Origin of the sequence: Halomonas alkalisoli (assembly GCF_021412585.1) — a bacterium.
GTDB classification, from domain to species: Bacteria; Pseudomonadota; Gammaproteobacteria; order Pseudomonadales; family Halomonadaceae; genus Halomonas; species Halomonas alkalisoli.
Window position 1 is genome coordinate 95,121 of sequence record NZ_JAKCMI010000018.1, and the last position, 17,055, is coordinate 112,175.

Consider the following 17,055-nt stretch of genomic DNA (forward strand, 5'->3'; position numbering starts at 1 on the left):
CATGAGCACACCCGATGACGACATGACCGCCCTGTTCCACGACATGATCCGGCGCTGCCTGGAGCAGGAGGTCGCCCCCTGCTACGAGGCGTGGGAAGAGCTGGGCGAGATGCCGCGCTCGCTGTGGCACAAGCTCGGCGAGGCCGGGCTGCTGGGCATCGACCTGCCGGAGGAGGTCGGCGGCAGCGGCGCCGACTTCGCCATCACGCAGTTCGCCCTGGAGGAGATCTCGCGGCAGGGGTTCGGCGGGCTGGCCAGCGCCTACAACATCCACGCCAATATTGTCATGCCCTACCTGCTGCATGTGGGTACCCCGGCGCAGCAGGAGAGGTGGCTGCCGGCCATGGCCCGGGGCGAGGCCATCGGCGCCATCGCCATGACCGAACCCAATGCGGGCAGCGACCTGGCGGCGATGAAGACCCGGGCCCAACGCACCGACGAGGGCTGGCAACTCGACGGCGCCAAGATCTTCATCACCAACGGCCAGGTGGCGGATATGGTGATCGTCTGTGCCAAGACCGACACCGCCGCCGGGGCCAAGGGGGTGTCGCTGTTCCTGGTCGACACCTCGCTGCCGGGGTTTTCCCGGGGCAAGTCGATCAAGAAGATCGGCCAGCACGCCAGCGATACCGCCGAGCTCTTCTTCGACGGGCTGCAGCTTCCCGCCGACGCCCTGCTCGGCGACGAGGGAGCCGGTTTCCGCTACCTGATGCAGGAACTGCCCCGCGAACGCCTGGGGGTGGGCGCCCAGGCGCTGGGCGCCATGGAGGGCGCCCTGGCGCTGACCCTGGACTACGTCAAGGAGCGCCGCGCCTTCGGCCAGGCCGTGGGGGACTTCCAGAACACCCGCTTCACCCTGGCAGAGGTGCGCGCCAAGATCGACATGGGCCGCGCCTACTTCGAACACTGCGTGGCCAAGTATCGACGCGGCGAGATGAGCAGCACCGATGCCGCCATCCTCAAGCTCGAGCTCAGCGAGATGCAGTGCCGCAATATCGATGCCTGCCTGCAGCTCTTCGGCGGCTACGGTTATACCCGGGAGTATCCGATCTCGCGCTTCTATGTGGATGCGCGGATCCAGACCATCTACGCCGGCACCTCCGAAATCATGAAGGAGGTGATCGCACGCTCGCTGCTCGGCAGGGGTGCCACGCCGGGCTGACGCCGGGCCCGGAATCCGTCATTCAGGAGACAGACCATGCTATTCGACTCAGTCGTCATTCTCGACGGGGCCCGCACCGCCATCGGTAGCTTCGGCGGCAGCCTGGCCGGCCTCGCCCCCCATGAGATGGGCAGCATCACCGCCCGCGAAGCCATCCGCCGCGCCGGCATCGAGGCCGGTGCCATCGACCACTCGGTCTATGGCCATATCATCACCACCGGCCCCCAGGATGCCTATCTGGCCCGTCATATCGCCCTGGAGGCCGGGGTGCCCGAGGGTGCCGCGGCATTCAACGTCAATCGCCTGTGCGGCTCCGGCGTGCAGGCGCTGCTCTCCGCCGCCCAGCAGATCACCCTGGGCGACAGCCATTTCGCCCTGGCCGGGGGCGCCGAATCGATGAGCCGCGGCGCCTACCTGCTGCCGCCACAGGCCCGCAACGGCCTGCGCATGGGTCACGCCAGCGTCACCGACCTCACCCTGGGCATCCTCAGCGACCCCTTCGGCAGCGGCCACATGGGCGTCACCGCCGAGAACATCGCCAGCCGCTTCGGCCTGACCCGCGAGGAAGTGGACCAGTTCGCCCTGGAGAGCCACCACAAGGCCGCCCACGCCATTGCCGAGGGCCGCTTCGACGGCCAGATCGTGCCGGTCACGGTGCGCGAGGGCAAAGCCGAGCGCCAGTTCGACCGCGACGAGCACGTACGCGACGGCGTGACCCTGGCCGACCTGGGCAAGCTCAAGCCCGCCTTCCAGAAGGAGGGGCTGGTCACCGCCGGCAACGCCTCGGGCCTCAACGACGGCGCCGCCAGCCTGGTGCTGGCACAGGCCGAGGAGGCCAGCCGGCGTGGCCTGACGCCCCGGGCGCGGATCGTCGCCGGCACGGTCGCCGGGGTCGAGCCATCCCTGATGGGCCTGGGGCCGATCCCCGCGGTGAAGCGGTGCCTGGCCCAGGCCGGGCTCACCATCGGCGACATCGACGTGATCGAATCCAACGAAGCCTTCGCCGCCCAGGCCTTGGCGGTGGCCCGGGAGCTCGACTTCCCCCTCGAACGCCTCAATCCCAACGGCGGCGCCGTGGGCCTCGGCCATCCGGTCGGCGCCACCGGGGCGATCCTGGTGCTCAAGGCGCTGGCCGAGCTGGAGCGCACCGGCGGACGCTACGGGCTGATTACCCTGTGCATCGGCGGCGGCCAGGGCATTGCGCTACTCATCGAGCGCCAACGCTGAAGCCATCTTTGAAGCCATCTCTTACGCCATCGCTGAGCGACAGGCGAAGCCTGGACGGAAACAACGACAAGGAGCCGCACATGAACAGCGTCACACCCAAGATCCTGCCCGCCACGCCTTCGGCCACCAACCCGCCGCTGCTGATCGGCGACCTGCTCGACTCCGGCGTGCGCATGGCCGGGGACAACCAGATCGTCTACCGCGACCTCTCCCGCCACGACTATCGCCGCTTCCGCGAACGGGTCCATCAGCTCGCCCACCTGCTGTCGGCCCAGGGCGTCACGGCCGGCGACGTGGTGGCGGTGCTCGACTGGGACAGCCATCGCTACCTGGAGGCGTTCTTCGCCATCCCCATGATCGGCGCGGTGCTGCATACCGTGAACGTGCGCCTGGCGCCGGAGCAGATCCACTACACCATGGAGCATGCCGAGGACGACTTCGTGCTGGTGCATGAGGACTTCGTGACACTGCTCGAGCCGCTGGCCGCCAAGCTGCCGCGCATTCGTGGCTACCTGCTGTGCCAGGATGCCCCCTCGTCGACGGAGAGCTCGCTGAACCTGGCCGGAGAGTACGAGGCGCTGCTGGCCGAGCAGCCACGCCACTACGACTTCCCCACCTTCGACGAAAACGCCGTCGCCACGCTGTTCTACACCACCGGTACCACCGGCAATCCCAAGGGCGTGTTCTTCACCCATCGCCAGCTGGTTCTGCACACCCTGGCCGAGGCCAGCACCTTCCAGACCCCGGGCTTCGAGCTGCTCAACCGCGACAAGGTGTACATGCCGATCACCCCCATGTTCCACGTCCACGCCTGGGGTGTGCCCTATACCGCCACGCTGATGGGCGCCACCCAGGTCTACCCCGGGCGCTACGAGCCGGAGATGCTGGTCAAGCTGCTGGTCGGCGAGAAGGTCGACTTCTCCCACTGCGTGCCCACCCTGCTCAACATGGTGGTCAGTGCCGACGCCATCGCTTCGGGCAAGGTCGACCTCAGTGGCTGGAAGGTGCTGGTGGGCGGCAGCCCCTTGACCCAGCCGCTGTGCCGCAAGGCGTGGGAGCTGGGCATCGATACCCGTAGCGCCTACGGCATGTCCGAGACCTGCCCGCTGCTCACCGCCGACATCCTGCCCCGGGACATCGACCAGGCCGACTTCGAAGGCCAGCTGCCCTGGCGCTGCAAGGCGGGTGTCGCGGTGCCGCTGGTAAGTCTCGAAGTGGTCGACGAGGACGGCAACCCGCTGCCCCAGGACGGCGAGAGCATCGGCGAGGTGCGGGTGCGGGCGCCCTGGCTGACCCAGAGCTACTACAAGGAGGAGACCCGTAGCGAGGAGCTGTGGCGCGATGGCTGGCTGCACACCGGCGACGTGGCGGCCCTGGACGAGCGCGGCTTCCTGCAGATCCGCGACCGCATCAAGGACGTGATCAAGACCGGCGGTGAGTGGGTGTCGTCGCTGGACCTGGAGAACCTGATCGGACAGTACCCCGGGGTCTCCGAGGTGGCGGTGATCGGCGTCGCCGACGAGCAGTGGGGGGAGCGCCCCGCGGCCCTGGTGGTGGCCAGCGACCTCAACCACCCCCCCGAGGCGGAGCAGGTGCAGGCGTTTCTCCAGCAGTTCGTCGACCAGGGCAAGATCAACCGCTGGGCGATTCCCTCGTTCATCCGCTTCGTCGACGAGATTCCCAAGACCAGCGTGGGCAAGCTCGACAAGAAGCGCATCCGCCAGGAGGTGTGAACCAGGCAGGCAGTGGCAGGAAGGGGTCGCCCAGCACCCCTGGACTGCTGCTGTTCAACTGTTGTTCAACCGCAGAGCTGGTTACTGTATGCATGAAGGCAATAAAAAAGGCCTGAGTCGCCGTGCCGGCAGATAGAACCGCCTTGTGCAACAGCCAGACCCTTCACCAGAGGGCATTCACGAGAGGCCATTCATGACGAACGTTCAGTATTACGATAACAAACCCTGGATGAGCCATTACCTCGCCTCCCGCCCTGATGCCGATGAAGCCTCTGCCAGCCACCATTTACACGATAACCTGCCGGCGCTCATTCAGGCGGCAGGGCAAAACTACAGCCAACAGCTCGCCTTCACCACCTGCATGCCCAACGGTATGAATGGGCGCCTGACCTATGCCGAAGTCGATGAAAAGTCCGATGCCTTCGCCGTTTACCTGCGCGAGTGCGTGAAACTGGAAGCCGGCACCCGTGTGGCCGTTCAGATGCCCAACTGCCTGACGCTGCCCGTTGTTGCCTTTGGCATCCTCAAGGCCGGTTTCATCCTGGTGAACGTCAATCCGCTCTACACCAAAAGGGAAATGGCGCATCAGTTCAATGACAGCGGTGCGCAAGCATTGGTCATCGTCGATATGTTCGTCGACAAGCTGGAGGCCATCATCGAGCAGACGGATATCAAGCAGGTGGTGGTCACCTCTGTTGCCCAGTGGTTCCCTCCCGTAGTGAAAGGGGTGTTGCAGCTCATTCTCAGATACTGGAACCGGGTGATTCCCCAACATCGGCTGGATGTCGACACCATCGATCAAGCCTTGAAAAAAGGGCGGGAAGCGAAGGCCGCTGCCGGCATCGATGTTCGCCAGTACTGGCAGCATTTGGCCCGCTCGGATACCGCCTTGTTGCAATACACCGGGGGGACCACCGGGGTCAGCAAGGGCGCCGAGCTGACCCATGGCAACCTGATCAGCAACCTGGAGCAGATTGATTCGGTCGCCAGCGCCCACATTGAGCCGGGCAAGGAATGTATTCTGACGGCCTTGCCGATCTACCACATCTTTGCTTTCACCGTTAACCTGCTGGCGTTTTACCATAAAGGAGCCCACAACGTTCTGGTGCCCAATCCGCGCCCGATTCAGAATTGCCAGCGCGCTTTCGACAACTACCCCATTTCCTGGATTTCGGGCGTCAACACCCTCTATAACGCCTTGTTGAACGAGGAATGGTTCACCGTCTATCCACCTCCATCCATGAAGGTGGCATTGGCGGGTGGCACCGCGCTGCACAAGGCGGTAGCCGAGCGTTGGCGCGCGGTGGTGGGCAGTCCCATTGCGGAGGGTTATGGCCTGACGGAAACCTCCCCGGTCATCTGTTTCAACCCCATCGGCCAGGAGCGTCCAGACAGCATCGGCATACCCGCCCCGGATACCGACGTACGCATTGTCGATGCACAGGGCGAGCCGGTAGCGGTCGGTGAGCCGGGCGAAATCATCGTGCGCGGGCCACAGGTCATGAAGGGATACTGGAATAACCCCCAGGAAACCGCCAATGCCATCAAGGATGGCTGGTTCTATACGGGCGATATCGGTGTCATGAGTGAAGACGGCCATTTCAGCATTGTCGATCGCAAGAAGGACATGATTCTGGTCAGCGGCTTCAACGTGTACCCCAATGAAGTCGAAGACTGCATTGCCCTCATTCCGCAGGTACAGGAATCAGCGGTGATCGGGGCCGCCGACGCTCAGACCGGAGAAGCCGTCCATGCCTATGTGGTCCTGCGTGAGGAGAGCGTCACCGAGAAGGATGTCATCGCACACTGCAAGCGGGAACTGGCTGCCTACAAAGTACCCAGGAAAGTCGTGTTCTGGAGCGAGTTGCCCAAGACGCCGGTCGGCAAGGTCTTGCGCAAGGAAGTGCGAGCCGCAGCCACTGGCGACTGACCGGCTCATCGGCTGATTTATCGGGCTTGATAACAACAATTGTTGGAGCATAAGGCATGCTGAGTCCATTGGAAGAGAGTTTATTGTCCATCATGATGGTGATCATCATGTTTGGCATGGGGTCATCACTGACCTTCAAGGATTTCAGGCTGGCCTTGCGCCACCCTCAGGCAGTCGGGGTAGGTTTTGCCTCCCAGTACATGCTGATGCCGCTGATCGCCTTTCTGTTATCGCGAGTGCTGAACCTGACCGCTGAGCAAACGGTGGGCCTGGTATTGGTTGGCTGCATGCCCGGCGGTACGACGTCCAATATCTTCGCCTATTTTTCGAAAAGCCTGCTCAGCTTGAGCATCATGATGACCATCTGCTCCACCCTGGCCGGCTTCGTCATGGTGCCCTTGCTGATGGAGCTTTACACCCAGGGCATCGATGATGCCTTCCGCATCCCGCCGGATCAGATCGCCCGGCTGCTCTTCGTATTGTTGATTCCTACCCTTATCGGCATGTGGCTGCGTCGCAAGAACTCCAATATCGGCGCCGTCATCGAACTGATGGGGGGAATTCTCGGCGCCATCGTGATTATCTTCCTGGTGGTTACCTGGGTGCCCAGGAACTGGCGTCTGCTGGTGGAAACCGGCTGGGAAGTCTATGCCGCTGTCATTCTGATCGGCCTCATCGGCTTCACTTTCGGTTACCTGTTCTCCCGTGTACTGCGATTGAATCCCCAGAAAGCCAGAACGGTGTCGCTGGAAACCGGCATTCAGAATGGCCCGCTGGCGGCGCTGATCGTCATCATGACGTTTGCCGATGAAACGCAGCAGCTCATCCTGCTGATGCCAGTGATGTATTCGCTGTTCATCGTCATCAACTCCAGCATTGCCACCGTCTTCTATCGCCGCTGGACCCGGAGTGAGGAGCTGGCACGAGATCAGGCCAAGGTCGAACCGGCCTGAAGAAGCGCATTCGCCAGGTGGCCTGAGCCAGTGGGCCTAAGCCAGGAGGCGCGTGTCAGGCAAGCTGAGGCAGGGAAGCGATCGCCCGCCGGTAGGCGGCGGGCGAGTTGCCGGTCCACGACTTGAAGGCACGGCTGAAGCAGGCCAGGTCGCGGAATCCCAGCTCGTCGGCGATGGCCAGCAGTGGCCGCTCGCTGCGAGTCAGCGCCTGGATCGCGAAGTCGCGCCGGAACTCGTCCTTCACCGCCTGGAAGTGGGTGCCCTCGGCGGCCAGCCGACGCGCCAGGGTGCGCACCGACATGTGCAGCGCCCGCGCCACGTCGTGCACCGAGCCCGAGGTAGCCAGGTGGCGCGAGAGGTGCTCCCGCACCCGATGCGAGACCAGGCGATCGGCAAAGGAGACATAGAACCAGTCGGCGGGTGCCCGGCGCAGGAAGGCGCCCAGGTGCCTCTTGGTCTGGCGGATCGGCTGCTCGAGCAGGGCGGCGTCGAAGTAGATGGCGGTCTGCGGCCGCTCGAAGCTCACCTTCCCCGGGTAGAAGTAGAGATAATCGGCGCTATGGGCCGGCTGGGCATAGGCGCACTCCATCATCAGCGGCGGGATCTTGCGGGCGATCATCCACGAGGCGATGCCGTGGAACAGCTTGAGCATCAGCTCATGGACGAGAATCCGGCTGCCCGCCGGCGGTCGATGCTCCACCAACGCGACCCGGGCCAGATCGTCCTCGACGCTGTACTCGTAGCCGAAGTCATCCAGCACGATACGGAAGAACAGGGTGTAGCGGTGCAGCGCCACCTTCAGCGTCGGCGCCTCCAGCACGCTGAGGCAGAGCAGCTTGAGCGTGCCACCCCGCAGCGGCCGGGCGAAGAAGCCCGGCGTCTCGTCATCGTACTCATTCACCAGCAAGCGGTAGAGGGTGGCGAACTGCTCCACCGTGACTCGCCCATGGGGTGCCGCGAGCAGGAACGGCGATATCCCCGCACGCTCGAGATAGCTCCCACGGGCATGTTCCACGACGGGGACGCCGTGAAACAGCTCGTTGACGAAATGCATGGATACCGTGACGGTCACGCCGGGCCTCGCTCGACGACTGCTCGTGAAAAAATGCTAGACTCATCATGCCATTGATGGGGTGAGTAGCAATGCGCGTAACACACGATCAGATCCATATCATCCTTTCGACAGTCCGCAGCATCGCTGGAACGGACGTCGAGGTGAGGCTGTTCGGCTCCCGCCTGGACGACACCCGAAAGGGCGGTGATCTCGATCTTCTGCTCATCTCGCCCAAACCCCTGCCACGCCTCGCTCTGGCCGAGATCAAAGGTAAGCTTGAAGCGAAACTCTACCTGCCCGTGGATCTTCTGTCTTATTCCCGGGATAGGGTTCCATCACCTTTCCAGGCCATTGCTCTCTCCCAAGGCCACCCATTGGACGATGCGGCATGACGCACGATCTGCTCGAAGAACAGCGCCGACACCTGGCCAGGCTGCTCGAAGCCATTCAGCGCTGTGCATGGTTCCTTCACCAGTCAGATGGCAAGCTCGAATGGCCCATCGATGCTGACGAACTGGAATCGCGCAAGAAGGATGTCGACCTTTACGAAACCCTGGCCGCCATCAACGAGCGATTCGCCAAGCTTCAAGACTCCTTGGCTTCCGCCATGCGACACAGTGCCCTGCTGATGGGGGAACCTACCGACAGCTTCCTGAAGGTTCTCGCCTTCTTCGAGAAACAGGGCGTGATCGACTCCATGGACGACTGGCAGCGCTGCCGCATGGTTCGCAACATGGCAGCACATGACTATGCCACGGATTACCGAGACGTCGCCGAGCATTTCAATCTGCTCCACGACCTCAGCGACATGTTATTCCAGACCGCACGCAAGCTGCTCGAACTTTGCCGTACCCTGATCAAGGTTCAGCCCGCGTCCCCTGACTTCACGGATGAATTCGAGCGCATCTTCGCCTAGCAGCCAGCCTGTGGGACGATAAGCGTTTTCCCGGGAAAGGCTCAGCCATGCTCGAATTCCGCCAGGTCCACAAGTCCTACGCGACACCCCAGGGACCGCTTCAGGTGCTGGACGGCATCGACTTGCGGCTCGACGCCGGAGAGAGCCTGGCGCTGATGGGCGAATCCGGCAGCGGCAAGTCGACCCTGCTGCACCTGGCGGCGGGGCTCGACCTGCCGGAGGCCGGCGAAGTAACGGTCGCCGGCCAGGCTGTCTCTTCGCTGGACGAGCCCGCCCGGGCCCGGCTGCGCCGCGACACGCTCGGCCTGGTGTTCCAGCAGTTTCACCTGGTGCCGAGCCTGAGCGTTGGCGACAACCTGCGCCTGCAGGCCAGGCTCGCGCGGCGGGACGATGCCGAGTGGTCGGCCCACCTGATCGAACGGCTCGGCCTGGCCGGCATGGAGAAGCGCTACCCGGAACAGCTCTCCGGTGGCCAGCAGCAACGCCTGGCCATCGGTCGCGCCCTGGCGCCTCGCCCCGCCCTGCTGCTGGCCGATGAGCCCACCGGCAACCTGGACGAGACCAGTGCCGGCGAGGTGCTCGGCCTGCTGCTCTCGCTGGTGAGCGAAGCCGGGAGCGCCTTGCTGTTGGTGACCCACAGCCACCAGGTGGCCGCGCCGCTGGACCGCTGCCTGAGGCTGACCCACGGCCGGCTCGGCCCAGTCGATGAGCGGGAGGCGAGCCACCGCTGATGTTCACTGCCCTGGCGACACTGCTCTCCCACTACAAGCGCCACCCCGGTCAGCTCGCCATGCTGCTGCTGGGCCTGTGGGTGGCCAGTGCCCTGTGGAGCGGCGTACAGGCGATCAACGCCTCGGCCCGGGACAGCTACGCCCGCGCCGAGGCGTTGTTCACCACCGGGCTCGACCGCCTGGAGCGTCGCGACGGCCAACCCTTGACCCGGGATGACCACCTGCGCCTGCGCCGCGCCGGGCTGCCGGTGTCGCCGCTGCTGGAGGGCACGCTGGAGGCCCCTGACGGCACCCGGCTGACGGTGATCGGCATCGAGCCATTCACCCTGCCCGGCGACAGTGCCTTCGCCACCGCCGGCAGCACCAGCGAGCTGGCGGCGTTCCTCACCCCGCCGTGGCAGACCCGCGTGGCCCCGGACACCCTGCCCGCCCTGGGCATTGCGGATCGCCAGGCGCCAGGCGACGAACCGCGCCTGGCCGATGGGCGGCGGCTGCCACCGCTGGTGCTGGCGCCTTCGCTACCGCCCGATACCCTGGTGATGGATATCGCCGCGGCCGCGATGCTGCTCGACAGCGGCGAGCGAATCTCACGGCTGGTCACCGCCCCCAATGCCCTGGACGAAGCCCCGCCTGGCCTGGTGCTGACCCGGGCGGCCACGCTGGCCTCGCCGGGGCAGCTCACCGAAAGCTTCCACCTCAACCTCACCGCCATGGCGCTGCTGGCGCTGGTGGTGGGGCTGTTCATCGTCCAGGCGGCGCTGGGCCTGGCGCTGGAGCAGCGCCTGGCCATGCTGCGCACGCTGCGGGCGCTGGGCGTCTCGGGACGCCGCCTGGTGGGGCTGCTGGCCCTGGAGCTGTTGCTGCTGGGCATCATCGGTGCGCTCGCCGGCATCGTCAGCGGCGTGTGGCTGGCACGGCTGCTGCTGCCGGACGTGGCCGCCACCCTGGGCAGCCTCTATGGTGCCGGCGTGACCGCCGAACTCAGCCTGCCCTGGCACTATTGGGTCGGCGGGGTCGCCGTCACCCTGGGCGGGCTCTTCCTGGCCGGCGCCGGGGTGCTGTGGCGTGCCGCCCGGCTCAGCGTGCTGGGGCTCGGCCAGGCCCAGGCCTGGCGGGCGGGGTTCCGCCGCCAGCTCACCTTCATGACCCTGGCCGGCGCCCTGGTGGCCTCGATCGGCCTAGCCCTGTGGGCCTGGCTAGCCCGGCAGCCGCCGGGAGAAGGGCTGCTGGCCGGTTTCGGCCTGATGGCGGCGCTGCTGCTGGCCAGCGCCCTGTGGCTGCCGCCGCTGCTGGCGGCCCTGCTCGCCGGCCTGGAACGGCTGGCGCACCGCCGGCCCCTGGCCCAGTGGGCATTGGCCGACCTGCAGCTCCAGCTGCCGCGGCTGTCGCTGGCCATGATGGCGCTATTGATCGCGCTCTCCGCCAACCTGGGCGTGAGCAGCATGGTCGGCGGCTTTCGCCTCACCTTCCTCGACTGGCTGGACCAGCGCCTGGTCGCCGACCTCTACCTGCGCCCGCCGGCGGAGCAGTTCGAGGAGATCGAGACCTGGCTCGACGAACGCCCCGAAGTGGCCGAGCTACTGCCCACCCGCCGCACCGAGGCGACCCTTTATGCGGTCGAACGCGACGGCAGCACCCGGGAGCTGGCGTTGCCGACCAGCCTCTACGGCATCACCCCCGGCGACGCCTTGATGCCGAGCTGGCCGCTGCAGGACACCCTGGCGGGGCGTGACGCCGCCTGGCAGGCCTTCCACGACGGCGAGGCCTTCATCAACGAGCAGTTGGCGATCCGCGAGGGGCTGGCCCCTGGCGACCGGCTGACCCTGGGCGCCCCTCGCGGCCGGGAGCAGGTCACCGTGGCAGCGGTCTATCCCGACTACGGCAACACCCAAGGTGAGGTGCTGTTTGCCACTGCCCAGTTGGCCAGCCGCTTCGGCGCCCTGCCGGGCTCCATCGGCATCGTGCTGGCGGCCGGCGCCGACGAGACGGCGCTGGGCCAGGCGCTGACCCGGCGCTTCGGCCTGGGCAGCGACAGCCTGGTGGACCAGCGCGAGGTCAAACGCATCGCCACCGGCATCTTCGAGCGTACCTTCACCATCACCCGGGCACTGAGTGCGCTGACCCTGGGGGTGGCGGCCCTGGCGCTGCTGGCCAGCCTGCTGGCCCAGGCCCGGGAGCGACGCCGCCAGCTGGCGCCGCTCTGGGCACTGGGGATCCCGCGGGCCCAACTGGTCCGGATACAGCTGGGCCAGCTCGGCGGCGCCGCCCTGGTGACCGGCGCCCTGGCGATACCCCTGGGTATCGTCCTTGCCCTGGGCCTGGTGGCGGTGATCAATGTCGCCGCCTTCGGCTGGCGCCTGCCGCTGTTCCTGTTCCCGGGCGAGATCGCGCTGACCCTGGCCACCGCCGTGGCCGTCGCCCTGCTGGCGACCGCCCTGCCCGCCATCACCCTATGGCGCACCCCACCCCGGGCGCTGCTGGCCGAGGAGGCGAACACATGAGTGCCACCAGACTGGTCGCGATAGGGCTGACGCTGCTGTGGCTTGCCGGCTGCGACACCGGGCGGGATGACGCAGCCCCAGGCGAGCCCGCCGGCTTCGCCGGGCTGGGCGAGGAGGCCGGCGACTTCGCCCAGGCCCATGAGGGAATCACCCTGCGCTTCCCCGAAGATCACGCCGCCCACCCGGACTACCGCATCGAGTGGTGGTACCTCACCGCCAACCTGGAGGACGACAGCGGCGAACCGCTGGGCCTGCAGTGGACCCTGTTTCGCCAGGCGATCACTTCACCGGAGGAGCGCCCCGTCCCCACGCCCTGGGTCGCCGACCAGCTGTGGATGGCGCATATCGCGGTCTCCCGGGGCGAGACCCATCGGGTGGCGGAGCGCTTCGCCCGCAGCCACTCCGCCGATGCTCTCGATGACCGGGATGGCCAGGCCGGGGCCAGGGCGCAGCCTTTCCGGGCCTGGATCGACCACTGGCAGCTGGCCAGCCATATAGCAACATCAGACGATGAACCCGACGCCGACACCTTCGCCGAACTGGAACTGACGGCGCATCAGGACGACGAGCACGGCGGCTTCGGCTACGCCCTGACCCTTACCGCCGAGGGGCCACTGGTGCTGCACGGCGAGGCCGGCTTCAGCCAGAAATCCGCCGACGGTCAGGGCTCGATGTCCTCTGGCTCGATGTACTACAGCCAGCCGTTCTGGCGCGTCGAAGGGGAGGTCACCCTGGATGGCGAGAGCCGCACGGTAAGCGGGCGCGGCTGGCTCGACCGGGAGTGGAGCAGCCAGCTGCTGGGGCCAGAGCAGCAGGGCTGGGACTGGTTCTCGCTGCATCTGGAGAGCGGCCACAAGCTGATGGCCTTCCAGCTGCGTGGCGGCGGCGCTGACGGCGGTGACTACCGCTCCGGCACCTGGATCGCCCCCGACGGCGAGCCCACCGCGCTGGCGCCGGACGAGATCGACATGACGCCGCTGGAAACCCGCCGCGTGGCGGGGCGCGACGTGCCGACCCACTGGCGCCTGGCAATCCCCCGCGCCGGGCTGGACCTGGTCGTCGAGGCCCCCCACGCCGAGCGCTGGATGGACACCAGCGTGCCCTACTGGGAAGGCGAAGTGGTCGCCCGCGATGCCGATAGCGGCGAGAATCGAGGCGTCGGCTACCTGGAGATGACCGGCTATTGACGCAGTGTGAGGAGAGACCATGAACCTGCTGGACGCCATGAGCGCCTACGTGCGCGTCGCCGAACTCGGCAGTTACACCCGTGCGGCGGAAGCGCTGGACCTGTCGCGCACACGGGTCTCGCGGCTGGTCATGGAGCTCGAGAGCCACCTTGGCGTGCGACTGCTGCAACGCACGACCCGGCGCCTGCATCTTACCGAGGCCGGCGAGAGCTATCTCGCCCGCGCCCAGGGCATCCTGCAGGCGCTGGAAGAGGCCGAGGCCGAGCTGGGCGCCGGCAGCACCGAGGTCTGCGGCCGGCTGCGGGTCAACGGCCCGATGTCCTTCGGCACGCGCTTCCTCTCACCGCTGATCACCCGCTTCATGCTGGCGCACCCGGCGCTGCAAGTGCGCCTCGACCTCAACGATCGCCGGGTGGACCTGCTGGAAGAGGGCTACGACCTGGCGATTCGCATCGGCGAACTGCCGGACTCCAGCCTGGTGGCGCGGCCCCTGGCCCGCTGCCGCCTGCTGCTGTGCGCTTCACCCGAGTACCTCGCCCGCTTTGGCAAACCGGGCACCCTGGCGGAGCTGGCCGAGCACCACTGCCTGCGCTATCGCACGGCCAGCGGCAGCGAATGGCAGTTCGGCGGCCTTCGCCTGGCGGTACAGGGCCCCCTGGAGAGCAACAACGGCGACGTGCTGACCCAGGCCGCCGAGGCCGGGCTGGGTATCGCCCACCAGCCGAGTTTCCTGGTCACCGAGAGCATCAGGAGCGGACGCCTGGTGCCGCTGCTGATCGAGGAGGCCAGCGTGACGATAGGCATCTACGGTGTGTATCCCGCGCGGCGCCATCTGCCGGCCAAGGTCGAGCGGCTGCTCGACTTCCTGATCGAGGCCTGGGGGGATCCGCCGATCTGGGAGCAAGAGCTGGGCCTGTAGGCGACACCGATTGTCACGCTAAGCGCAACAGTGATGTGCAATAGTCGCAGATTATCTCCTTATCGGGCTCGGGTAGAGTGACAGCCATCGAAGCACCACTTGACCCTACAACGCCCCCCGACGGAGATCACGACCATGACCACCCAAGCCATCCAGTTGACCCATACCGACACCCTGCAGGCACACGCCACCGCCCTCCTGCGCCTCTCGCTGGGCGTCATGACCCTGGCCCACGGCCTGCTCAAGGTGTTCGTCTTCACCGTGCCCGGCACCGTCGGCTATTTTGAATCGCTCGGCCTGCCCGGCTTCATCGCCTACCTGACCATCTTCGCCGAAATTGGCGGTGGCCTGGCCCTGCTGTTCGGCGTCTATACGCGCTGGGTGAGCCTGGCATTGATTCCGATACTGCTCGGCGCCGCCTGGGTCCATCTGGGCAACGGCTGGGTGTTCTCCAACGAAGGCGGCGGCTGGGAGTTTCCGGTGTTCTGGGCGATCGCCCTGCTGGTGCAAGCCGGACTCGGCAGCGGTAGCCTGACCCTGAGCCGCCGCTTCGCCTGAGCCACTCGAGTCACCCTGCGCCTGCCCTTCCCGGGCAGGCGTACCCCGTTCACAGGAGTCTCCCCATGTTACCCAGCCTCTTTATTTCTCACGGCTCCCCCATGCTGGCCCTGACACCCACGCCGGCCCACGCCTTCCTGCGCGAGTTCGGCCAGTCGCTGCGGCCGCAGGCGGTGGTGGTGGTCTCGGCCCACTGGGAGAGTGACCGGCTGCTGGTGAGCACAAGCGCCCGCCCCGAGACCATCCACGACTTCGGCGGCTTTCCGCGGGAACTCTACGAGTGCCAGTACCCCGCCCCCGGCGAGCCAGAGCTGGCCAGGCGCCTGGCCCGGCAGCTCAACGCCGTGCCCACCGAGCGTGGCCTGGATCACGGCGCCTGGGTGCCGCTCTCGCTGATGTTCCCGGAGGCGGACGTGCCGGTGGTCTCGCTGTCGCTGCCCACCACCTGGTCCAACGCCGAGCTGGCCGAGCTGGGCGAGAAGCTCGCCGGCCTGCGGCAAGAGAACATCCTGGTGATCGGCTCCGGCAGCCTGACTCACAATCTCTACGAGATGCTGCCGCCGGATGCCCAGATACCTGCCTGGGTCAGCGAATTCGTCGACTGGGTCGAGACGCGCCTGGCCGCAGATGACCGCGCGATGCTGCTGGAGTGGGAGACGGCCCCGCAGGCCCGGAAGAACCATCCCACCCCCGAACACTTCCAGCCGCTGCTGGTGGCCATGGGTGCCGGTGGCCGGGCACAGCGCCTGCATCACAGCGTTGAGGAAGGGGTGCTGGCCATGGACGTCTACGCTTTCGCTTGAGTGCGCTCCACACCAAGCATCATCCTGCCTCACCAAACAGCAGCACCGCACTTCCGTCGGGGAGTGTGGTGCTTCGCTGTGCATCGACGCTCATTGATCCAGTGGCGTCTCACCCAGGCCGGCCAGCCGGTCGGCCTGGACCACCTCGATCCAGTAGCCGTCCGCGTCCTTGACGAAGACCACGTCCTTCATCTTGCCCTGCCCCGAGCGCTTGATGAATTCGACGTCGTTGGCGTCGAACCAGGCCTCGGCGGCATCGAGGTTGGGCACCGAAAAGCAGATATGCCCGAAGCCCTGGGGTTCGGCATTGCCGTCGTGGTAGGCGAAATCCGCCTGGCTCTCGGTGCCCCAGTTATGGGTCAGTTCCAGCAGGCCCTTCTGGCTGAAGGTCCAGACGGTACGCTCGCCCTTCTCCTCCGGCACCTGCTCCTCCTCTTCCAGCCTGGCCAGAAAGTAGAGCGAGAAGCCCAGCTCCTCGAAATCGAGGCGGCGCAATACGCTCATGCCGAAGACACGGGTGTAGAAAGCCAGCGACCGCTCGGGGTCCTTGACCCGCAGCATGGTGTGATTGAGACGAAAACCGAGGGTGTCTCCCGTGGGCATCTTTACGCCGGGGTGCTGCTCGCCCTTGAAGTTCATGGCCACTCTCCCTTGTCGCTGCCTGATCACTGGGTTGTAAAGAAGATGATGATGCGCCGCCCGGGATATTTCCAGCCTCTCGCTGCATGGCACCACTGTGTTGCGCGCTCTGACCGGCATCCACCCAGCGCTTTCACGGATTCTCGCCAAGCACGGACGGTTCGAGCTAAAGTAGGAAACAGGATTTGCGAAGAGTAACAGGGCGATGCAGCGAGTGGGGTGGTTCGACCCGGTGGCAATAGCAGGCAGTTCCCGGCCGTGTCATGGGCAGGGGCGGCTGGTCGCTCTGCTGCTGACGCTGATGCTGCTTGCCGGCTGCGCCAGCCGCGACCTGGCCACCCAGGACCCGCGCCCGGGCGAAGGCTTGTCCATCGAGCGAGCCCTGATCCTGGCCACGGCGGAGGGTGCCCTGGGGACCCCCTATCGCTTCGGCGGCAACTCTCCGGAAGGGCTCGACTGCTCCGGGCTCGTCGAACTCGCCTATCGCGCCGCCGGGATCCCGGTGCCGCGTACCGCCGACGACCAGTTCCGTACGCTTCCCGAGGCGCGCCAGGCGCGGCCGGGGGACCTGCTGTTCTTCGGCGATCGACGCAAGGCCACCCATGTCGGCATCTACCGCGGCAATGGCCAGATGATCCACGCCCCGGGGCGGGGTCGCCAGGTCGTCAGCGTACCGCTGGACGTCGACTACTGGCAGGATCGGTTTCTAGGTGCGGCAAGCCCCGCCCCCTGACTTCGCTTT

The 17,055-nt window shown here is 66.3% G+C and carries 16 protein-coding genes; 14 read left to right on the forward strand and 2 right to left on the reverse strand.

Annotated features, from left to right (window positions below; genetic code table 11):
• The first annotated feature begins 1 nt into the window (after position 1).
• The 5 genes from LY622_RS05670 to LY622_RS05690 all read left to right on the forward strand — a co-directional run bounded on the left by LY622_RS05670 (position 2) and on the right by LY622_RS05690 (position 7,005).
• Positions 2-1,162, forward strand: coding sequence for an acyl-CoA dehydrogenase family protein (locus LY622_RS05670; protein ID WP_223136984.1), 1,161 nt, complete (start codon positions 2-4; stop codon positions 1,160-1,162).
• Positions 1,163-1,198: 36 nt separating this feature from the next.
• Complete coding sequence (gene bktB, locus LY622_RS05675) at positions 1,199-2,389, forward strand: beta-ketothiolase BktB (RefSeq protein ID WP_234289995.1); 1,191 nt, start codon at positions 1,199-1,201, stop codon at positions 2,387-2,389.
• An 80-nt stretch (positions 2,390-2,469) separates the two neighbouring features.
• Positions 2,470-4,122: a fatty acid--CoA ligase gene (locus tag LY622_RS05680; RefSeq protein ID WP_234289996.1), complete on the forward strand. Its 1,653-nt coding sequence runs from the start codon at positions 2,470-2,472 to the stop codon at positions 4,120-4,122.
• Between the two features lie 193 nt (positions 4,123-4,315).
• Positions 4,316-6,052, forward strand: a complete 1,737-nt coding sequence (locus LY622_RS05685) for an AMP-binding protein (RefSeq protein WP_234289997.1) — start codon at positions 4,316-4,318, stop codon at positions 6,050-6,052.
• A 56-nt stretch (positions 6,053-6,108) separates the two neighbouring features.
• Positions 6,109-7,005, forward strand: a complete 897-nt coding sequence (locus LY622_RS05690) for a bile acid:sodium symporter (protein ID WP_234289998.1) — start codon at positions 6,109-6,111, stop codon at positions 7,003-7,005.
• Between the two features lie 55 nt (positions 7,006-7,060).
• Here LY622_RS05690 and LY622_RS05695 read toward each other — a convergent pair whose 3' ends face one another.
• On the reverse strand, positions 7,061-8,077 hold the full coding sequence (locus LY622_RS05695) for an AraC family transcriptional regulator (RefSeq protein ID WP_234289999.1): 1,017 nt from the start codon (positions 8,075-8,077) through the stop codon (positions 7,061-7,063).
• Between the two features lie 71 nt (positions 8,078-8,148).
• Between LY622_RS05695 and LY622_RS05700 the strand changes: the two genes are divergently transcribed.
• The 8 genes from LY622_RS05700 to LY622_RS05735 all read left to right on the forward strand — a co-directional run bounded on the left by LY622_RS05700 (position 8,149) and on the right by LY622_RS05735 (position 15,674).
• Positions 8,149-8,451 carry a nucleotidyltransferase domain-containing protein gene (locus LY622_RS05700; RefSeq protein ID WP_234290000.1) on the forward strand — a complete coding sequence of 101 codons (303 nt, stop codon included), beginning with the start codon at positions 8,149-8,151 and terminating at the stop codon, positions 8,449-8,451.
• Complete coding sequence (locus LY622_RS05705) at positions 8,448-8,975, forward strand: hypothetical protein (protein WP_234290001.1); 528 nt, start codon at positions 8,448-8,450, stop codon at positions 8,973-8,975. Before LY622_RS05700 ends, LY622_RS05705 begins: the two co-directional genes overlap by 4 nt.
• 47 nt (positions 8,976-9,022) lie before the next feature.
• Positions 9,023-9,706, forward strand: a complete 684-nt coding sequence (locus LY622_RS05710) for an ABC transporter ATP-binding protein (protein WP_234290002.1) — start codon at positions 9,023-9,025, stop codon at positions 9,704-9,706.
• Entirely contained in the window at positions 9,706-12,207 is a 2,502-nt protein-coding gene (locus tag LY622_RS05715; protein ID WP_234290003.1) for an FtsX-like permease family protein, read from the forward strand. The genes LY622_RS05710 and LY622_RS05715 overlap by 1 nt, the downstream gene beginning before the upstream one ends.
• On the forward strand, positions 12,204-13,394 hold the full coding sequence (locus LY622_RS05720) for a lipocalin-like domain-containing protein (RefSeq protein WP_234290004.1): 1,191 nt from the start codon (positions 12,204-12,206) through the stop codon (positions 13,392-13,394). Before LY622_RS05715 ends, LY622_RS05720 begins: the two co-directional genes overlap by 4 nt.
• A 19-nt stretch (positions 13,395-13,413) precedes the next feature.
• Positions 13,414-14,313, forward strand: a complete 900-nt coding sequence (locus LY622_RS05725) for a LysR family transcriptional regulator (RefSeq protein ID WP_234290005.1) — start codon at positions 13,414-13,416, stop codon at positions 14,311-14,313.
• Positions 14,314-14,448: 135 nt separating this feature from the next.
• Entirely contained in the window at positions 14,449-14,871 is a 423-nt protein-coding gene (locus tag LY622_RS05730; RefSeq protein WP_234290006.1) for a DoxX family protein, read from the forward strand.
• A 65-nt stretch (positions 14,872-14,936) separates the two neighbouring features.
• Complete coding sequence (locus tag LY622_RS05735) at positions 14,937-15,674, forward strand: DODA-type extradiol aromatic ring-opening family dioxygenase (RefSeq protein WP_234290007.1); 738 nt, start codon at positions 14,937-14,939, stop codon at positions 15,672-15,674.
• Between the two features lie 90 nt (positions 15,675-15,764).
• On the opposite strand, the gene gloA is transcribed toward LY622_RS05735, so the two are convergent.
• A complete protein-coding gene (gene gloA, locus LY622_RS05740; RefSeq protein ID WP_234290008.1) occupies positions 15,765-16,313 on the reverse strand; it encodes a lactoylglutathione lyase in 549 nt (182 codons plus the stop codon).
• 301 nt (positions 16,314-16,614) lie between these two features.
• Here gloA and LY622_RS05745 point away from each other — a divergent pair, with 301 nt between their 5' ends.
• A complete protein-coding gene (locus tag LY622_RS05745) occupies positions 16,615-17,046 on the forward strand; it encodes a C40 family peptidase (RefSeq protein WP_234283357.1) in 432 nt (143 codons plus the stop codon).
• Positions 17,047-17,055: the final 9 nt, after the last annotated feature.